Origin of the sequence: Haliscomenobacter sp. (assembly GCF_041740695.1) — a bacterium.
In the GTDB taxonomy this organism is placed as follows: domain Bacteria; phylum Bacteroidota; class Bacteroidia; order Chitinophagales; family Saprospiraceae; genus Haliscomenobacter.
Genome location: NZ_JBGSLK010000104.1, coordinates 18,878 through 33,900, shown reverse-complemented (window position 1 = coordinate 33,900; position 15,023 = coordinate 18,878). Strand labels below are relative to the sequence as shown.

Sequence of the window (15,023 nt, the reverse complement as noted above, 5' to 3'; positions counted from 1 at the left end):
AGCGACTTAGAAAAGGCTCGTGCTTAAGTCGCTGCGGTAGCCTCAACCTTCTAAACCTCCTCAACCTCTCAACTATTTTAGATTAGCCACCGCCAGAAGCAACTTGTAGTTCGCCCATTTGTTTGTCCCAATACCTTTTTTGGTCTTTTACTTCGTTGTCATCGCAGTAATCGGTGAGGGTAAGGATGGTTTCCCCGGTGACGGGCGCTTCGGTAATTCTAAATTCCAATTTTTCTTTGCCCTCGTGCAGGCCTTCCCAACGCAAGCTGAAAACTTCATCTTCCACGTCCTCCACCACCGTCGCTTCGTCGGTAGAGTCCCCCCAATAGAAGGTATATGCTTCACCATCGATTTCCACGTTGTCACAAAACCAGCGGATGAGACAAGAAGGTGTAGTCAGAAATTGATACAAAATCTGCGGTGAAGCTCGGAAAATGTATTCTTGTTTAAGTTGGGCTCTTTTCATACAGGCAATAAAAATCAATGATTTCGGCGGTGAAAGACAGCAATTGGTCACTGTCTTCTACTGATCGCACAATAAAAAGTAAAAAAACGGAAATTCCAAATGCTTAAACTTTTTTCAAATGAAATAGATTTATGCATAAACTTATGCTCAGTTACTTGACAGTAACGAGGAATTCCAATATTTTTGTGGGCGATTGTAAAAAGAGGGTGTCGATGCTGCCTAAAAAGCACCTCCATGGCCCATCCAATTTTCAATGCCTTAATCCCATTGTGACTCCTTACCCAAACACGTAATTCCTTGAACTAGTTGTTAACCGATGGTGTTTCATCGTTTAATCAACTTGGAGCCATGTTTAAGTACTAGGCTTTCAACTACTCTATGAAAAGAATTGTTCCTTAATACTAAATAAAGATTGTGCATGAGACAACTTAAGATCACGAAGTCGATCACGAACCGGGAAAGCCAGTCTCTGGAGAAGTACCTACAGGAAATTGGGAAAGTGGATTTGTTGACGCCAGAGGAAGAAGTGGAGCTAGCCAAGAGGATCAAACAAGGCGATCAAGCAGCGTTGGAAAAGTTGACCAAAGCCAATCTTCGATTCGTAGTATCTGTTGCCAAGCAATATCAAAACCAAGGTTTGTCCTTGAGTGACCTCATCAACGAAGGTAACTTGGGTCTTATCAAAGCCGCACAACGCTTTGACGAAACCCGAGGGTTTAAATTCATCTCGTATGCCGTGTGGTGGATTCGTCAGTCTATTTTGCAAGCATTGGCTGAACAATCGCGGATCGTTCGCTTGCCTTTAAATAAGGTAGGCTCCCTCAATAAAATTAACAAGGCTTTTTCTGAGCTGGAACAAGAATTTGAGCGCGAGCCCTCTCCTGAAGAATTGGCTGAACTGCTCGAAATTCCTACCGAAGAAGTAGAAACCACCTTGGGTGTTGCTGCGCGTCACGTATCCATGGATGCGCCTTTTGTGGAAGGGGAGGACAACTCCCTGCTCGACGTACTTGAAAACAGCACTACACCTAGTACCGATGCTGGTTTGGATTACAATGAATCACTGCGCCGTGAGATTGAACGCTCTCTGAGCACACTCACCGACCGCCAATGTGATGTAATCAAACTGTATTTTGGAATTGGTGTGGAGCACCCCATGTCCTTGGAAGACATCGGTGAAAAATTTGGATTGACCCGTGAGCGGGTACGCCAAATCAAAGACAAGGCCATCAATAAGCTGCGCTCTGCAAATCGGAGTAAGTTGTTGAAAAACTATCTGGGAGGCTAGAAAGTGAAAAGTGAAAAGTGAAAAGTGAAAAACAGATACAGCATTTGGATTCTATCGTTTGCTGTATTTTTTTCACTTTTCACTTTTCACTTATTCAGTGTAATCCTCCTCATCCTCCCCGTCTTCACTCAAAATCTCCAGTGGTCGATTGATGCTTTCCTGAAGGGAGATGAAGGTCTCGGTGCGTTGGATGCCGGGGATGTTCTGGATTTTATCGTGTAATACCTCCTTGAGGTGAGTGGTATCTTTACAAAAAACCCGGGCAAAAATATTGTACAAACCAGTGGTGTAGTGCGCTTCCACTACTTCCGGAATCTTTTCCAATTCTCTGGCTACATCTTCGTACAAAGAACTCTTATCCAAATAAATACCCAAATACGCTGAAATGTCGTAGCCCAATTTGCCGTGATCGACAGTGAGGCTATGTCCTTTTACAATTCCTACATCTTCGAGTTTTTTCATACGTACATGAATGGTGCCACCAGATACGAATAGTTTTTTCGCTATTTCCGTATAAGCTATTTTGGCATCACGCATGAGGATCGATAAAATTTTTTTGTCCAATCGATCAATTTCAATTCCTTTTTTCATGCAGGTGCATATGATTTCAAACAATTCAACAAATGTCCTTAATTTTTTGAATGTTTTCAAAAAAAAGCCAATTTTAATGCGCAAAATTTTCAAAAATTGATTTTAAATGGATTATTGGAAAAACAACTCGCGGTAGATTCTTTGCAAGGAGATGGATTGGCCCTGGATGAGGATGGCTTCTTCAGCTTGGGTTAGGATGGTTTCAGACCAGCGATTGCTGGCTTCTTTTTCGATGGCGTACACTTTAGGTTTGGACTGTTCAAAGAAGAAAATTTGTTGCAGGCTAGGAATCTCTTTGTAGCAGCGCAGTTTAGTGCCCCAATCGTAAGCCTGGGTACTTTCAGATAGGATTTCGATCAGCAAAATGGGGTTGGTCTCGGCAGTCATTCCTGGCTGGTACTCATAGGGCGCAGCAGGCAAACTTACCACCATCCCATCGGCATTAAAAACCCCGGTTTTGAGGCTTTTACAGGTGGGGATATACACAGGTCGGTTGCTGTTGTACAGTCTAAAACGGCTTGATTCGTCAAAAATAGCACCTAAAAGAATGGTCAATCTGGTCGCAAGCAGACTGTGGATTTCACCTTCGTAACTCATACTGGCAATGATTTCATCGTTGTAAAAATCAGCGCGGTATTCTGCGGAAGTGAGCACTTCCCAGTATTCATCCCAAGTAGCGGGGATCCGCACCAAAGCACCCTTTCCTAATGCTGCCAGTTCCTGATTGGTAAGTGGAAATTTCACATCGCTCGTCATAATTGCAATCATTTGAGCTTACAATATAAGTGATGCCCATTTAAAATACAAGTTGTTGGTATTTTTTAACCCTAAACAAAAAAAATAATCACCCCTATTTCAACATAAATGTGCGAAATTTGTCCTTACTTTAATTCGTTTACATTATTTCACTCGAACCTGTTTTGAACTGGCTATGTCGACACGCCCAAATGATTTCAGAAATAAAGTACAGATTTGGTTGCCACTCATCATTGCAGTGTCAATGGTATTTGGTCTTCTGATCGGGATGCGCCTGCCCCAATCTGCGGCTGCCATCAAAATCAGCAAAAGTGATGCTGGCCAGGATTATCGCCTGCGGGAAGGTAAAATCGAAGAATTGCTGCGTTACATCGAAGCCAAATATGTAGATAAAGTAGACCGCGATAAACTGGTAGATGAGGCCATTGAAAAACTGATGTCACAACTTGACCCACATTCTTCCTACATTCCAGCTTCGGAATTGGAAGAAGTCAATGAACAATTGGACGGAAAATTCAATGGAATTGGGGTGGAATTTTTGATTGTCAAAGATACCGCCGTTGTTGTCAGCCCCATGTCGGGCGGCCCTTCTGAGGTTGCTGGCATTTTACCAGGGGATAAAATCATCAAAGTTGGCGACTCGGTAATCGTTGGTGAAAAATTGTCCAATCAACGGATTGTCAGTTTTTTAAGGGGTGAAAAAGGCAGTAAAGTGCAACTTTCAGTACTGCGCTCTGGCAGCAAAAAACTACATCAGTATTGGATTACGCGCGATCAAATACCCGTCAAGAGTATAGACGCCGCCTACATGATCAGCGATCGGGTGGGCTACATCCGGGTCAATCGATTTACCGCACAAACCGATAAAGAATTTTTGGAATCAATGCGCATTTTGTCGGAGCAGGGCCACATGAAAGACCTCGTCCTCGACCTACGTGGCAATCCCGGGGGCTACATGCAAATGGCGACCAACATGTTGAGCCAATTGTTTCCCAATAAAGGCAACCTGCTAGTGTACACCCAAGGCCGAGCTTCCCACCGTGCCGAATTCAACTCCAACGGGCGCGTGTTTTACCCTATCGATAAGGTGGCAGTGTTGATTGACGAAGGAAGTGCATCTGCTAGTGAAATTGTCGCGGGCGCGATTCAAGACAACGACCGCGGCGTGATCGTGGGTCGCCGTTCCTTTGGCAAGGGTCTGGTACAAGAACAATACCAACTAAGCGATGGATCGGCCTTGCGCCTGACCATTGCCCGTTATTTTACCCCTTCGGGGCGTTCGATTCAAAAAGCCTATGATCATGGCTCGGAAGAGTATGATCGCGACGTAGAAGAGCGCTTCAAAAATGGTGAATTGCTTTCTGCAAATAAGATCAACATCAAGGATTCTACCAAATATTTTACCACCAAAGGCCGAATCGTTTTTGGCGGCGGTGGCATCATCCCTGATGTGTTTGTACCTTTGGATACGGTTCAAATCAACGATTTTTTCCTGGAAGCCCGCCAAATGATCCCCGCTTTTGTGGTCAAATATCTGGATAAACCCAAACGGGAACAATTGTCCAAAATGGGGCTGAAAGCTTTCCAGAAGAAATTCAACCTCAACGAACAAACCTTCTCTGAGTTTAAGACCTATGCTATCCAGAATGGTTTAGATGGCAGCACTCAAGAATGGAATACTGCCCAAAAAGAAATTGCCCGCTTTCTCAAAGCGCGCATCGCCAAACACCTATTCGACGACAAAGGATTTTTTACGGTATTGAATCAAAATGACCCTACTGTACAGGCGGCTCTGAAGTCACTACATTCCATGGAGCTTTCTAAGTAATAAACTTCTGTTCATTAAGTCTAATAGATTCTTCCAATCTTAAGCAACCCTTCTTCTCATAATGCTGTACATGGGGATGTAACTCTAGTAAGGGATTACATGACTATACAACCTTATCCTCATGTCACTGTTGCAATGCAGTGCCCATTCCTATTTTTATGCACTTAACCTAATCATGATGAAGAAAAACATTTACACCCGTATTTTATCCCTTGTGGCATTGACAGGTTTGCTCTATAGCAGTACCTATGCCCAAACAACAGTTACCCTCAAAGCGACCAAGGACAACACCTTGTACAGTGAGGGAAGTAAAAGCAATGGTGCAGGAAGCTACTTATTTGTAGGTAAAACCGAGGCTACCGTTAATGGCATTCGCCGAGCGTTGATCCAGTTTGATGTAGCAAGTATTCCTGCCAATGCCACCATTACCGATGTAAAGTTACAACTCACCGGGTCAAAAGCGAATGCTACCAATGTTGAGGCGCACCGAGTTACGACCACCTGGGGGGAAGGAAACTCCGATGCCACTGGTGAAGAAGGCGGTGGGGCTACACCGGGTACCAATGATGCTACCTGGACCCACAGTAGTTTTAATTCGGTTACCTGGACTGCCCCAGGAGGAGATTTTGCAGCTACGACCAGTGGAACCGCTAATGTAAATTCAGGATCGGTCTCTACCTGGACTGGGGTTGAAATGGTCAAAGATGTCCAAAGCTGGGTGGCTGGTCCAGCCAGTAATTTTGGCTGGCTATTGTTGGGAAATGAAGGTACCAATGGTTCTGCCGTTCGCCTCAACTCCCGGCAAAGCGGTACGGGGACCCCGTCATTAGTGGTTACCTATACGGTTCCAGTGGTAAAGGTGGACACTACCGTTTTTGTGGCTACTTTAAGCGGGCGCAATGAAGGCAATCCCGTTGCCACTTTGGCCAATGGTGCTGTAACGGCTACCTTGATTGGCGATACATTGACGGTAAGTGGAAGTTTTACCGGATTGACAGATAGTGTAGCTACAAATGTATCCGGCGGTGCACACCTTCACTTGGGTTATGCGGGTCAAAATGGAGGCATCCAGATTGTTTTGGTGATGACTCCCGGAACAAATCCGTTTTCAGGAAGTTTTGAGCCTCAAAAAAATAAATTCAAACTCACTGCGGCACAACTTACCGCCTTAAACAACCGCCAACTCTACGCCAATGTCCATTCTAAGAAATACACTTCTGGTGAAATTCGTGGACAATTGTTGAAAAGTGCCAACGTTTTTTACGGGGCTAACCTCTTTGGTAGTTATGAAAACCCGGTAGTAATGACCCAAGCGAGTGGAGCAATTGCCATCGAGTTGCGCGACACTCAAATCGTCGTTACGGGTTCCTTCAATCGCTTGGAAGGGGATTTTGCAGCCGATGTATCCGGTGGTGCACACATCCACCTGGGTTATGCCGGTCAAAATGGGGCCATCCAGATTCCTTTGAAAGCAACGGTCAATGCAGACTTGAGAGGTGGCATCTTTGAAGCCGCCAATAATACCATCAATTTAACGGCAAGTCAGCTTGCCGCGCTGAATAGCCGTCGTTTGTACGCCAATATACATACCTCCAAAGCGCGTTCTGGCGAAATCCGGGGTCAAATTGTCAATGGCACTACTCGGGCAGTATTTCGTGCTCATCTTTCGGGCAGCAATGAACCTCCGGCTGTCAATACCCTGGCCACTGGTATGGTCATTGTAGAAGTAGTCGATACGGCCAATATCATTGTATCGGGTGCATACAATAACCTGGAAAGTGACCTGGCCGCCAACGTTCGAGGTGGCGCGCATATCCACCGGGGTTTAGCGGGCGAAAATGGCAGCATCATGACTGAAGTTACGCTTACCCCTACTGACCTTCGGTCGGGCGCCTTGAACGCCAGCCTGAACGCTTTGAGAATTGGAGGTGTTGAAGTGCAACGGCTATTCAATCGCGGCTGTTATTTCAATGTGCACACTGCGACTTTTGGCGGCGGCGAAATCCGCGGACAGTTGTTGCCAGAGAAGCCCATTAACTTCAATGCTTATTTGTCCAGCATTTTTGAAGTGCCCGAAGCGGTTTCCAGAGGCCTTGGTGCTGTAAAAGCTGAATTGCTGGGCACTGAGCTGGTAATTTCCGGTACCTTCAGAGGTTTGAGCAGCGCAGTGGCAACCGATGTGGCTGGTGGTTCACACGTCCATTTGGGCTACGCCGGAGCGAGTGGTGCAATTCAATTTGGCTTAAAACCCACCCTCGATGCCAATGGCTTGGGTGGCCGCTACGAAGCAAAAGACAATACCTTCACCCTCACTGCCGATCAGGTCACTCAATTGAAAAATAGACAATTGTATGTGAATATCCACACCGCTACCCAACGTTCAGGAGAATTGCGCAGCCAATTGTTGCCCGAAGCGACCATGTATTTGGTTGCTCCACTTTCGGGTGCCAGCGAACAACCAGTAGTGAATACCACCGCTACCGGGATGGGCGTGATTGAAATCGCAGGAAGTACGGGCACTTTGACTGGCGCTTTTGCTGGTTTGAGCGCTGACTTTGCCGCGGATGTAGCGGGTGGTGCCCACATTCACCGTGGCTTTGCTGGGTCGAATGGTTCGATTACCAAGGCTTTAAAGGCTACAACTTTGGCGGATAACCGCTCCGGCTTTTTTGCTGCTGTGGACAATAGTTTTACCATGACCGCCGGGTTTATCGATTCATTGCGCAAACGTTTGAGTTATGCCAACATCCATACCGCTGCTTTCCGCGGCGGAGAGATTCGGGGCCAAGTTTTACCCCTGGCTACTTCTTATTTTACGGCCACACTATTGGGGGCAAATGAAGTTCAAGCTGTCGCTTCTACTGGTTCAGGTGCCTTGAAATTTGAATTGTCGGGCACCACACTGACCGTAACTGGCCGTTTTGCAGGTTTAACAGCTGCTTATGCCGCCGCGGTTGGTTCTCATATCCATACCAATACCGCTGGTAAAAACGGAGGGGTGATCATTCCCCTCAAGCCAGTTATCGATGCGGATCAATTGGGGGGTAGTTATTTTGCTGCTGACAACCAGTATACTTTGACCGCTGATCAAGTTACTGCTTTGTACGACAATGGCTTATACGCCAATATTCATAGCGACTTTTCACGCAGTGGCGAGTTGAGAGGGCAGATTCTGCCTGAGATCAATCGTTTCCCACTGGCGGGTGGCATTACCTCTCCGCCCAATGGTGGAACCTTGACTTTGGAAGGTAAATCCTCTACTTTGTTAGAGCCAAAATGGGCGGCAGGTACCGACAAAAACAAACTGGCTTATACCTGGGAACTGGCCGCTGATCCACTTTTTGCACTGGTGGTCTTCCGCCGCAATGTAGCGGATGCCCTTTCCATTTCCCTGACCTACGGTTCAATAGATACATTGTTGGCCACGGCTGGAATTCCTTTGGGCGGATCGATCACCGTTTACCACCGCGTCAGAGCTTCGGATGGTAGTTTGACTACTGCCGGTGCAGTTGCTTCGGTTACGCTTACCAGAGGTGTAGTAACTGGCACTCGCGATTTGACTCCCGGCCTAAGTGAAATGACGGTATTCCCCACCCTGGTTGATGATCAAGTGAGTGTACGCATTCGTGCCGAGGAAGCAATCAAAGGTTCCATTTGGATCAGTGATGCACTGGGCCGCAAAATGGCGCAACGGCAGGTGAGCTTCCCGGGGCAAAGTGTCAATTTTGAAACCTTTGCCGTGGGACAATTGCCAGCAGGTACTTATTTTTTGAGTATTCTGAATGATGGGAAAATTGCTACTCGGCGCTTTATGGTGAAATAGCGGAACAACCCACCAAAGCGACACTTTTTAGCACAAAGGACACCTAAGGCAGCACAAAGGACACAAAGTTAGACGTTGACGACTTCTTGGTGTCCTTTGTGCCCTCCTTGGTGTCCTTTGTGCTTAAAAAAGTCGCTTTGGTTTTATTTAAAACCTTGGGTTTATTCACTTTTTAAAACCTCCACCGGATTAACCATCGCCGCTTTTACACTTTGAATACTCACCGTTAAGAAGGCAATCAACAAAGCCAAAGCGCCCGCCAGTGCAAACATCCACCATTCAATATCAATGTGGTAAGCAAAATTGCCCAACCATTGTCCCATAAAATACCAGGCAACCGGGCTGGCAATAAAGATGGCAATGACCACGAGTTTCAGGAAATCATAGGTCAACAAGCCAGTCACACTGGTGATGGAAGCACCCAACACTTTACGAATCCCAATCTCCTTGGTACGGCGACCGATCGAATGGGTGATCAAACCCAACAAACCCATGCAGGACAACAAGATGGCAATCAAAGCAGCCGAGCTGGCAATGTTGCCCAAGCGCTGCTCAGCGAGGTACTGTTTGTCAAAATCTTCTTGTTCAAAATAATAGTCATAGGGCTCGTTGGGGAACAATTTCCCATACAAGGTTTTGAGTTGGGCCAAATGAACGGGTAAATCCTGCGCACTAAGCCGAACGCTGATCAAATTGGAATTGCTGGCTGGCAAAAAAACCATTGGATCAATGGCTTGTTGCAGGCCCCGGTGGTGATAGTCTTTGAGCACGCCTTTCACCAGCAAGGTTTGGTCGTTCCATTTCACCGATTGTCCTGCCGCCTCCGCCGGGGTGTCGAAACCCATCTGGCGGGCAGCCGTTTCATTGAGCAGCAGGGTATTGCTGACACTGTAGCCATTGCGGGCGTCATCGGCTGAAAAATTTTCTCCAGCCACAAAAGGAATTTCATAAGTGGGCTGAAACAAATGGTCAACCATGCCCATAACGTAACTTTGTTTGGCCCCTTCCGCATCTGAAAATTTGGAGCTAAAGCCCGCCGTCTGAAAGTTTTGACTAAAAGTCCCACCCGGTAAACAGCCGGTAAAACAAAAATCTTTAACCCAGGAGAAATTTGCCAATTCACTGCGCAATACGTTAAGGTTTTTCTTTTTTTCTTCAGCATTGCTCCCTTCAGGGCCGCGCAGCACCACCACCTGATTCAGGTTCATGCCTAAGTCTTTGTTTTGCATGTACTGCAATTGCCGTTGCATGATCAATGTCCCTACGATAAACAAGATGGAAATGGCAAATTGGGTAACCACCAACACATTGCGCATGCCCAGGCCCGAACGGGGGCTTTGGGTTTGTTTGCTCAACATTTGGATGGGTTTGATGCCTGATAAAAGCCAGGCTACATAGGCTGCTGCCACCGCAGTACCCAACAGAACCACCGCCATAAAAATCCATAGATAAGATTGCCCAAACAGTGCAAAAGGATTGATGTCACGGCCAGTCAGCGCCAAAACACTGGGGCGAAATAGCATAATCAGCGGTATGGCGAAAAAAATACCCAGGGTAGTCAGCAGCAATGAATCCATGAAGTATTGTACGGCCACGCTGCTTCGCGATGCGCCAATGGTGCGGCGAATGCCTACATTTTGGGTTTGTTGGTAGCCTTGGGCGGTCGATAAGTTGACGTAATTGACCCAGGCAATGAAGAGGATCAAAAAGGTGATGGCACCCAACGCCAGGATCAAACTACGGTTGCCAAAAGTAGGGTAGGGGTCACTATTGCTCTTGCCCAGGTGCATTTGGGTCAGTGCTTGCAAACGAATGGACGCTTCGTTGTCGGGGAATTGTTTTTTCAAACTGGCATTGACTTTTTTCTCCAGCGCAGCAATGGAAGTATTGGGTTGTAACTCCACAAAACTGGCGTAAGAATCCGAATACCAGGTATCGAGCGCTGCCCAGTCATTGCCGTTCAGGTTTGCCGGATTTTCAAGGGTACGCAGCGAAAACAAAAGGTCAAAACGATAATCAGAAATTGCAGGCATGTCTTTGAATACGCCAACCACGGTATAGGGAAGCCCGCCAAACTGATTGTCCAGCTGAATGACCATCCCGAGCGGATCGTCATTGTCAAAGTATTTTTTGGCGTAAGATTCCGAAATGGCTACTTCCTGCGCCTGGTCAATGTTGAGCTTTCCAGCTTTAGGCTCAAAACTGAACAAGCGGAAAACATCCCCATCAGCATAGGTCAGGCTTGTCGCTTCTCGGAAGGCATTCCGGGGCTTGTCGGCATTGAGGCTAGTGCCAAAACTGGATACGACCCCCTCACCATTGCCATTGGTTCGGGCAAAAGCTTTCACCTCTGGAAACTCCCGCTTGAGCCAGGGTGCCATTGCGGGAGGAGTATAATCGCTGACCACCCCATCTTTATCCATGACCAACACACGGTACAATTGATCGGCTTTTTCATGGTAGCGATTAAAAGACCACTCGGTACTGATGTAGGACCACAACAATAAGGCCGCCGCAATACCCAAGGCCAGGCCGCCTACTTGGAGTACACTGAAAAATGCGTTTTTGCGCAAACGCCGTAAGGAGAGTTTGAAGTAGTTGCTGAGCATGTAGCGTGATTTTGGAGTGTAACAGAGAATAAGGAGGCTTGTTCAAGGGAAAAAATGTCGGGTCAGTACACCGCTACCTGACCACAAACTGTGCCATGTTTTGTAAAAACCTGATTGATAGCTTATTTGAAAAGAAATACACGGCGAGGCTGTCCGAATTCGAACAACTGGTGTACAGGGCTGGACAGCATTGGAACTGGATCAAAAGAACCATGCTGAGCGTATATGGCCGCATTAAGATTTTGGGATGCGCTCAGCATGTCAAAGAACTTCCCCTTGAGATACAGTATGCCTGAATAATTCCCAAGCGTGGCGACCGTTTTTTCACAAAAAGCATTTACCTTGTTGACCTGTATCTTCCACTAGCGCAAACCATTTTGTTTTCAGGTATCCGACTCTGGTATCCTGATGCGTCATTTATTCAAATTCAACCCATGCGCAGCTTCCTTGTTTTATCCCTACTGATTTCCAGTCTTTCCCTCTGGTCGGGCCCCTCCAAAACCACCGAATTCATCAAAGTTGACCAATTCGGCTACTTCTGTCAATCCAAAAAAATAGCCGTCATTGCCGATCCTCAGGCGGGGTTCAACGCCAGCGAAACGTTCTCGCCGGGGCTGGGCAACAACCAATACCAGGTACGCCGCTGGGACAATGACCAGGTCGTGTTCAGTGGCACCCTGCAAGTCTGGAACAATGGCAACACCCACAGCCAATCCGGCGACCGGGGTTGGTGGTTTGATTTCAGCAGCGTCACCACCCCTGGCACCTATTACCTGTACGATTTGGCCAATCAGGTCGGCTCTTTTCGGTTTGAAATCGGGGATCAGGTGTACGATGAAGTGCTGCGCCAGGCTGTGCGCATGTTTTTTTACCAAAGGATCAATTTTGCCAAAAACATACCTTATGTAGACGCCAAATGGGTGGACGCTGCCTGCTATGGCGGCCCGAACCAAGACAAAGCCGCCCGTAGCCGTTACGACAAAAGTAACTCAGCAACTGCCCGCGACCTGAGCGGAGGCTGGTTTGATGCAGGTGATCCCAACAAGTACACCACCTTTACTTTTGACCCACTGCTCAATATGTTGGAGGCTTATCGCCTCAATCCTACAGTTTTTAAAGACAATTACAACATCCCTGAATCGGGCAATGGCATCCCCGACCTGCTCGATGAAATCAAATGGGAACTGGACTGGCTCAAACGGATGCAAGACGCCACGGGCACCAATGGTTTCATGATCAAGGTGGGGGTCGACAATTTTAACGAAGTGCCTGCCCTGCCCAGCCTGGATACGCGACCCCGCTATTGGGTGGGAGAATGCACTTCGGCCACCATCACGGGCGCTGCTATTTTTGCCTGCGCCGGACAGGTCTACAAATCCCTGGCTGATCCAACCCTGCAAGCTTACGGCCAAGACCTGATCGACCGCGCCGTCAAAGCCTGGGCCAGAGCCCTGGTCACCACCCAAAACCTGAGCACTTTTGAAACCGCCTGTGACGACCAAAACATCACCTCTGGCGATGCCGACCGGGATGCGGGCAGCCAATTGGGCAACGCGGTAGCCGCCGCCATCTACCTGTTCGAAGCGACGGGTAATGCGACTTACAAAACCCACATTGATGCCCACTATGACAAAATTCGGCCCGTAAATGAAAATTATTGGCACCCTTACAACATGGGCGTTTGTTTTGCTTTGCTCAAATATGCCGGAATGCCCAATGCTACTTTGGCGGCAGTCAGCAAAATCCGGAGCCAGAAGGCCGGTATGAACTATGCCTTTTCCATCAACAATTATCAAAACAAAAGTGACCTTTACCGGGCCCACATGGAGGATTGGGCGCACCACTGGGGCAGCAACAACATCCGATCCAATTCGGGGCTGCTCAACCTGGACTTTATCCATTTTGGCATCAATACGCCCCAACATGCGCTGTATCGGGAGGTAGCCGAGCAGTACCTGCATTGGCTCCACGGGGTGAATCCACTGACCATGGTCATGCTCAGCAACATGTACGCTTATGGGGGCGAAAAATGTGTGAATGAACTGTATCACCACTGGTACAAAGACAAATCCGATTGGGACAATGCCTTGACCTCGCCCAAAGGCCCACCACCGGGCTACGTGACTGGAGGGCCAAACAAGGATTTTTCAGTAAAAACGATCTCTCCGCCCGCCGCCCAACCACCACAAAAGAGTTACAAAGATTGGAACTTCAGTTGGCCCGAAAACTCCTGGGAAATCAGTGAACCCGCCATTTATTATCAGGGGGCTTATATCGCGCTCCTGAGTCGAATTATCGGTGCGGGCGCGGGTTGTAGTCCAGCTACTAGTTTGGAAGATGTAGCCAGGTTGGACACGCGGATGCAGATTGTGCCCCAACCCAACCAGGGCGTATTTACATTGGTGTACGAGGCGGAAGAGGCTGGTCCCAGCACCCTTCGCCTTCGCGATGTACAAGGACGGCTGTTGTGGGAAAAAAAGGTGGATGTCCTGTCTGGAGAAAACAGGCTTGAAGTGATGGTAAACAAGGTTCCTTCTGGAGTGTACTTGTTGGAGCTACAGACGGAAAGTGGGGTAGGGGTGAAAAAGGTGTTGGTGCGGTAAAGATTTGTTATCCCGAATTTTAGGGATTTTTGACCAAAATATCATTGCTGAACCTGTAAGTGTATCTGCGGCATTGCTGCTTAAGTGATTTCTTGAGTGTCTTAGGTTTCTTAGGTGGTGAAAGAATACCCTGCGTAGCAGGTTTTTTCTTTTTTACCACCTAAGGAACTATAGAAACCTTAGATTCACCTCAGCTAAACCTCAAGGCTGTACACTCACCGCCGTCCAACCCCCATCCACCACCAATGTTTGCCCGGTAATGTGCCGAGCTTGTGGCGACACCAAAAACAAGGCAGCTTCCGCAATGTCCAGCGGACTGGCGGGCCGCCCCATCGGGGTGATGGTAGACCAGACCTGATCGTATTCAGGATCGTTTAAGGTACGTTCAGTCGCGGTTGCCCCTGGTGCCACGGCATTACAAGTGATGCCGTAGGGCGACAGTTCCACCACCAGGTTTTTGGCCAAAATCTGGATTCCCCCCTTGGTCATGGCATAAGCGCCCAGGTTTTTGTGTGCCTGAACCCCCACCACCGAGGACATCAGTAACAAACTCCCTCCTTCGCCCTGCACACGCATTTGTTTGGCTGCAACTTGCGCCAAAAAAAACGTACCCCGCATGTTGAGGTTCATCACTTCTTCGAATTGGGTGGGTTGAAAAGTCCAAAAATCGCCAAAATGGGTGATGCCCGCATTGGCAATGGCGATATCGAGACGGCCAAATTCTTTCACACAGGTTTGGACCATACTTTCAATAACGGCAATCTGGCTCACATCCCCAGCACAAGCCAAACAATTGCCCCCTTCCCAGCGGATTTCTTCAGCGGCACATTCAGCCAATTCCGGGTCCCGATCATTGAGCAAAACAGCTGCTCCCCGCAGCGCCAACTGTCGACATATTTCGTAGCCGATGCCTTGGCCGGCACCGGTGACCAGCGCAACTTTTCCTGTAAATGACATGGGTTAGGGTTGAAGAGGGTTTCAAGGTTCCTGGTTCCAAGGTTCCAGGGTTGTCGTCCGACTCTAAGTTTTATAAAATTGTTGCGACAAAAAGTTATATAA

Annotated in this window: 9 protein-coding genes; 4 read left to right on the top strand and 5 right to left on the bottom strand. The window is 47.8% G+C overall.

Features of this window, described 5'->3' with window-relative positions; genetic code table 11:
- Positions 1-82: 82 nt before the first annotated feature.
- Positions 83-466, bottom strand: coding sequence for an START-like domain-containing protein (locus ACEW9O_RS20660; protein ID WP_373552099.1), 384 nt, complete (start codon positions 464-466; stop codon positions 83-85).
- 418 nt (positions 467-884) lie between these two features.
- Here ACEW9O_RS20660 and ACEW9O_RS20655 point away from each other — a divergent pair, with 418 nt between their 5' ends.
- On the top strand, positions 885-1,754 hold the full coding sequence (locus ACEW9O_RS20655) for a sigma-70 family RNA polymerase sigma factor (protein WP_353480897.1): 870 nt from the start codon (positions 885-887) through the stop codon (positions 1,752-1,754).
- Between the two features lie 90 nt (positions 1,755-1,844).
- On the opposite strand, the gene ACEW9O_RS20650 is transcribed toward ACEW9O_RS20655, so the two are convergent.
- Together ACEW9O_RS20650 and ACEW9O_RS20645 are read right to left on the bottom strand one after the other, a co-directional pair.
- Positions 1,845-2,345 carry an Lrp/AsnC ligand binding domain-containing protein gene (locus ACEW9O_RS20650; protein WP_373552098.1) on the bottom strand — a complete coding sequence of 167 codons (501 nt, stop codon included), beginning with the start codon at positions 2,343-2,345 and terminating at the stop codon, positions 1,845-1,847.
- 111 nt (positions 2,346-2,456) lie between these two features.
- Positions 2,457-3,101 (bottom strand): Uma2 family endonuclease, encoded by a 645-nt coding sequence (locus ACEW9O_RS20645; protein ID WP_373552097.1) that lies wholly within the window; start codon positions 3,099-3,101, stop codon positions 2,457-2,459.
- A 175-nt stretch (positions 3,102-3,276) separates the two neighbouring features.
- Here ACEW9O_RS20645 and ACEW9O_RS20640 point away from each other — a divergent pair, with 175 nt between their 5' ends.
- On the top strand, positions 3,277-4,929 hold the full coding sequence (locus ACEW9O_RS20640) for a S41 family peptidase (RefSeq protein WP_373552096.1): 1,653 nt from the start codon (positions 3,277-3,279) through the stop codon (positions 4,927-4,929).
- A gap of 121 nt (positions 4,930-5,050) precedes the next feature.
- Positions 5,051-8,752 carry a CHRD domain-containing protein gene (locus ACEW9O_RS20635; protein ID WP_373552095.1) on the top strand — a complete coding sequence of 1,234 codons (3,702 nt, stop codon included), beginning with the start codon at positions 5,051-5,053 and terminating at the stop codon, positions 8,750-8,752.
- 161 nt (positions 8,753-8,913) lie between these two features.
- Here ACEW9O_RS20635 and ACEW9O_RS20630 read toward each other — a convergent pair whose 3' ends face one another.
- A complete protein-coding gene (locus ACEW9O_RS20630) occupies positions 8,914-11,361 on the bottom strand; it encodes an ABC transporter permease (protein ID WP_373552094.1) in 2,448 nt (815 codons plus the stop codon).
- Between the two features lie 434 nt (positions 11,362-11,795).
- Here ACEW9O_RS20630 and ACEW9O_RS20625 point away from each other — a divergent pair, with 434 nt between their 5' ends.
- A complete protein-coding gene (locus ACEW9O_RS20625; RefSeq protein ID WP_373552093.1) occupies positions 11,796-13,964 on the top strand; it encodes a glycoside hydrolase family 9 protein in 2,169 nt (722 codons plus the stop codon).
- 201 nt (positions 13,965-14,165) lie between these two features.
- On the opposite strand, the gene ACEW9O_RS20620 is transcribed toward ACEW9O_RS20625, so the two are convergent.
- Positions 14,166-14,921 carry an SDR family NAD(P)-dependent oxidoreductase gene (locus tag ACEW9O_RS20620; protein ID WP_373552092.1) on the bottom strand — a complete coding sequence of 252 codons (756 nt, stop codon included), beginning with the start codon at positions 14,919-14,921 and terminating at the stop codon, positions 14,166-14,168.
- Between the last annotated feature and the right edge of the window lie 102 nt (positions 14,922-15,023).

Coding starts and splice junctions, on each gene's coding strand:
- ACEW9O_RS20650 (WP_373552098.1), bottom strand. CDS start 2,345: ATGAAAAAAGGAATTGAAATTGATCGATTGGACAAAAAAATTTTATCG.
- ACEW9O_RS20660 (WP_373552099.1), bottom strand. CDS start 466: ATGAAAAGAGCCCAACTTAAACAAGAATACATTTTCCGAGCTTCACCG.
- ACEW9O_RS20645 (WP_373552097.1), bottom strand. CDS start 3,101: ATGACGAGCGATGTGAAATTTCCACTTACCAATCAGGAACTGGCAGCA.
- ACEW9O_RS20655 (WP_353480897.1), top strand. CDS start 885: ATGAGACAACTTAAGATCACGAAGTCGATCACGAACCGGGAAAGCCAG.
- ACEW9O_RS20635 (WP_373552095.1), top strand. CDS start 5,051: ATGTCACTGTTGCAATGCAGTGCCCATTCCTATTTTTATGCACTTAAC.
- ACEW9O_RS20640 (WP_373552096.1), top strand. CDS start 3,277: ATGTCGACACGCCCAAATGATTTCAGAAATAAAGTACAGATTTGGTTG.
- ACEW9O_RS20620 (WP_373552092.1), bottom strand. CDS start 14,921: ATGTCATTTACAGGAAAAGTTGCGCTGGTCACCGGTGCCGGCCAAGGC.
- ACEW9O_RS20630 (WP_373552094.1), bottom strand. CDS start 11,361: ATGCTCAGCAACTACTTCAAACTCTCCTTACGGCGTTTGCGCAAAAAC.
- ACEW9O_RS20625 (WP_373552093.1), top strand. CDS start 11,796: ATGCGCAGCTTCCTTGTTTTATCCCTACTGATTTCCAGTCTTTCCCTC.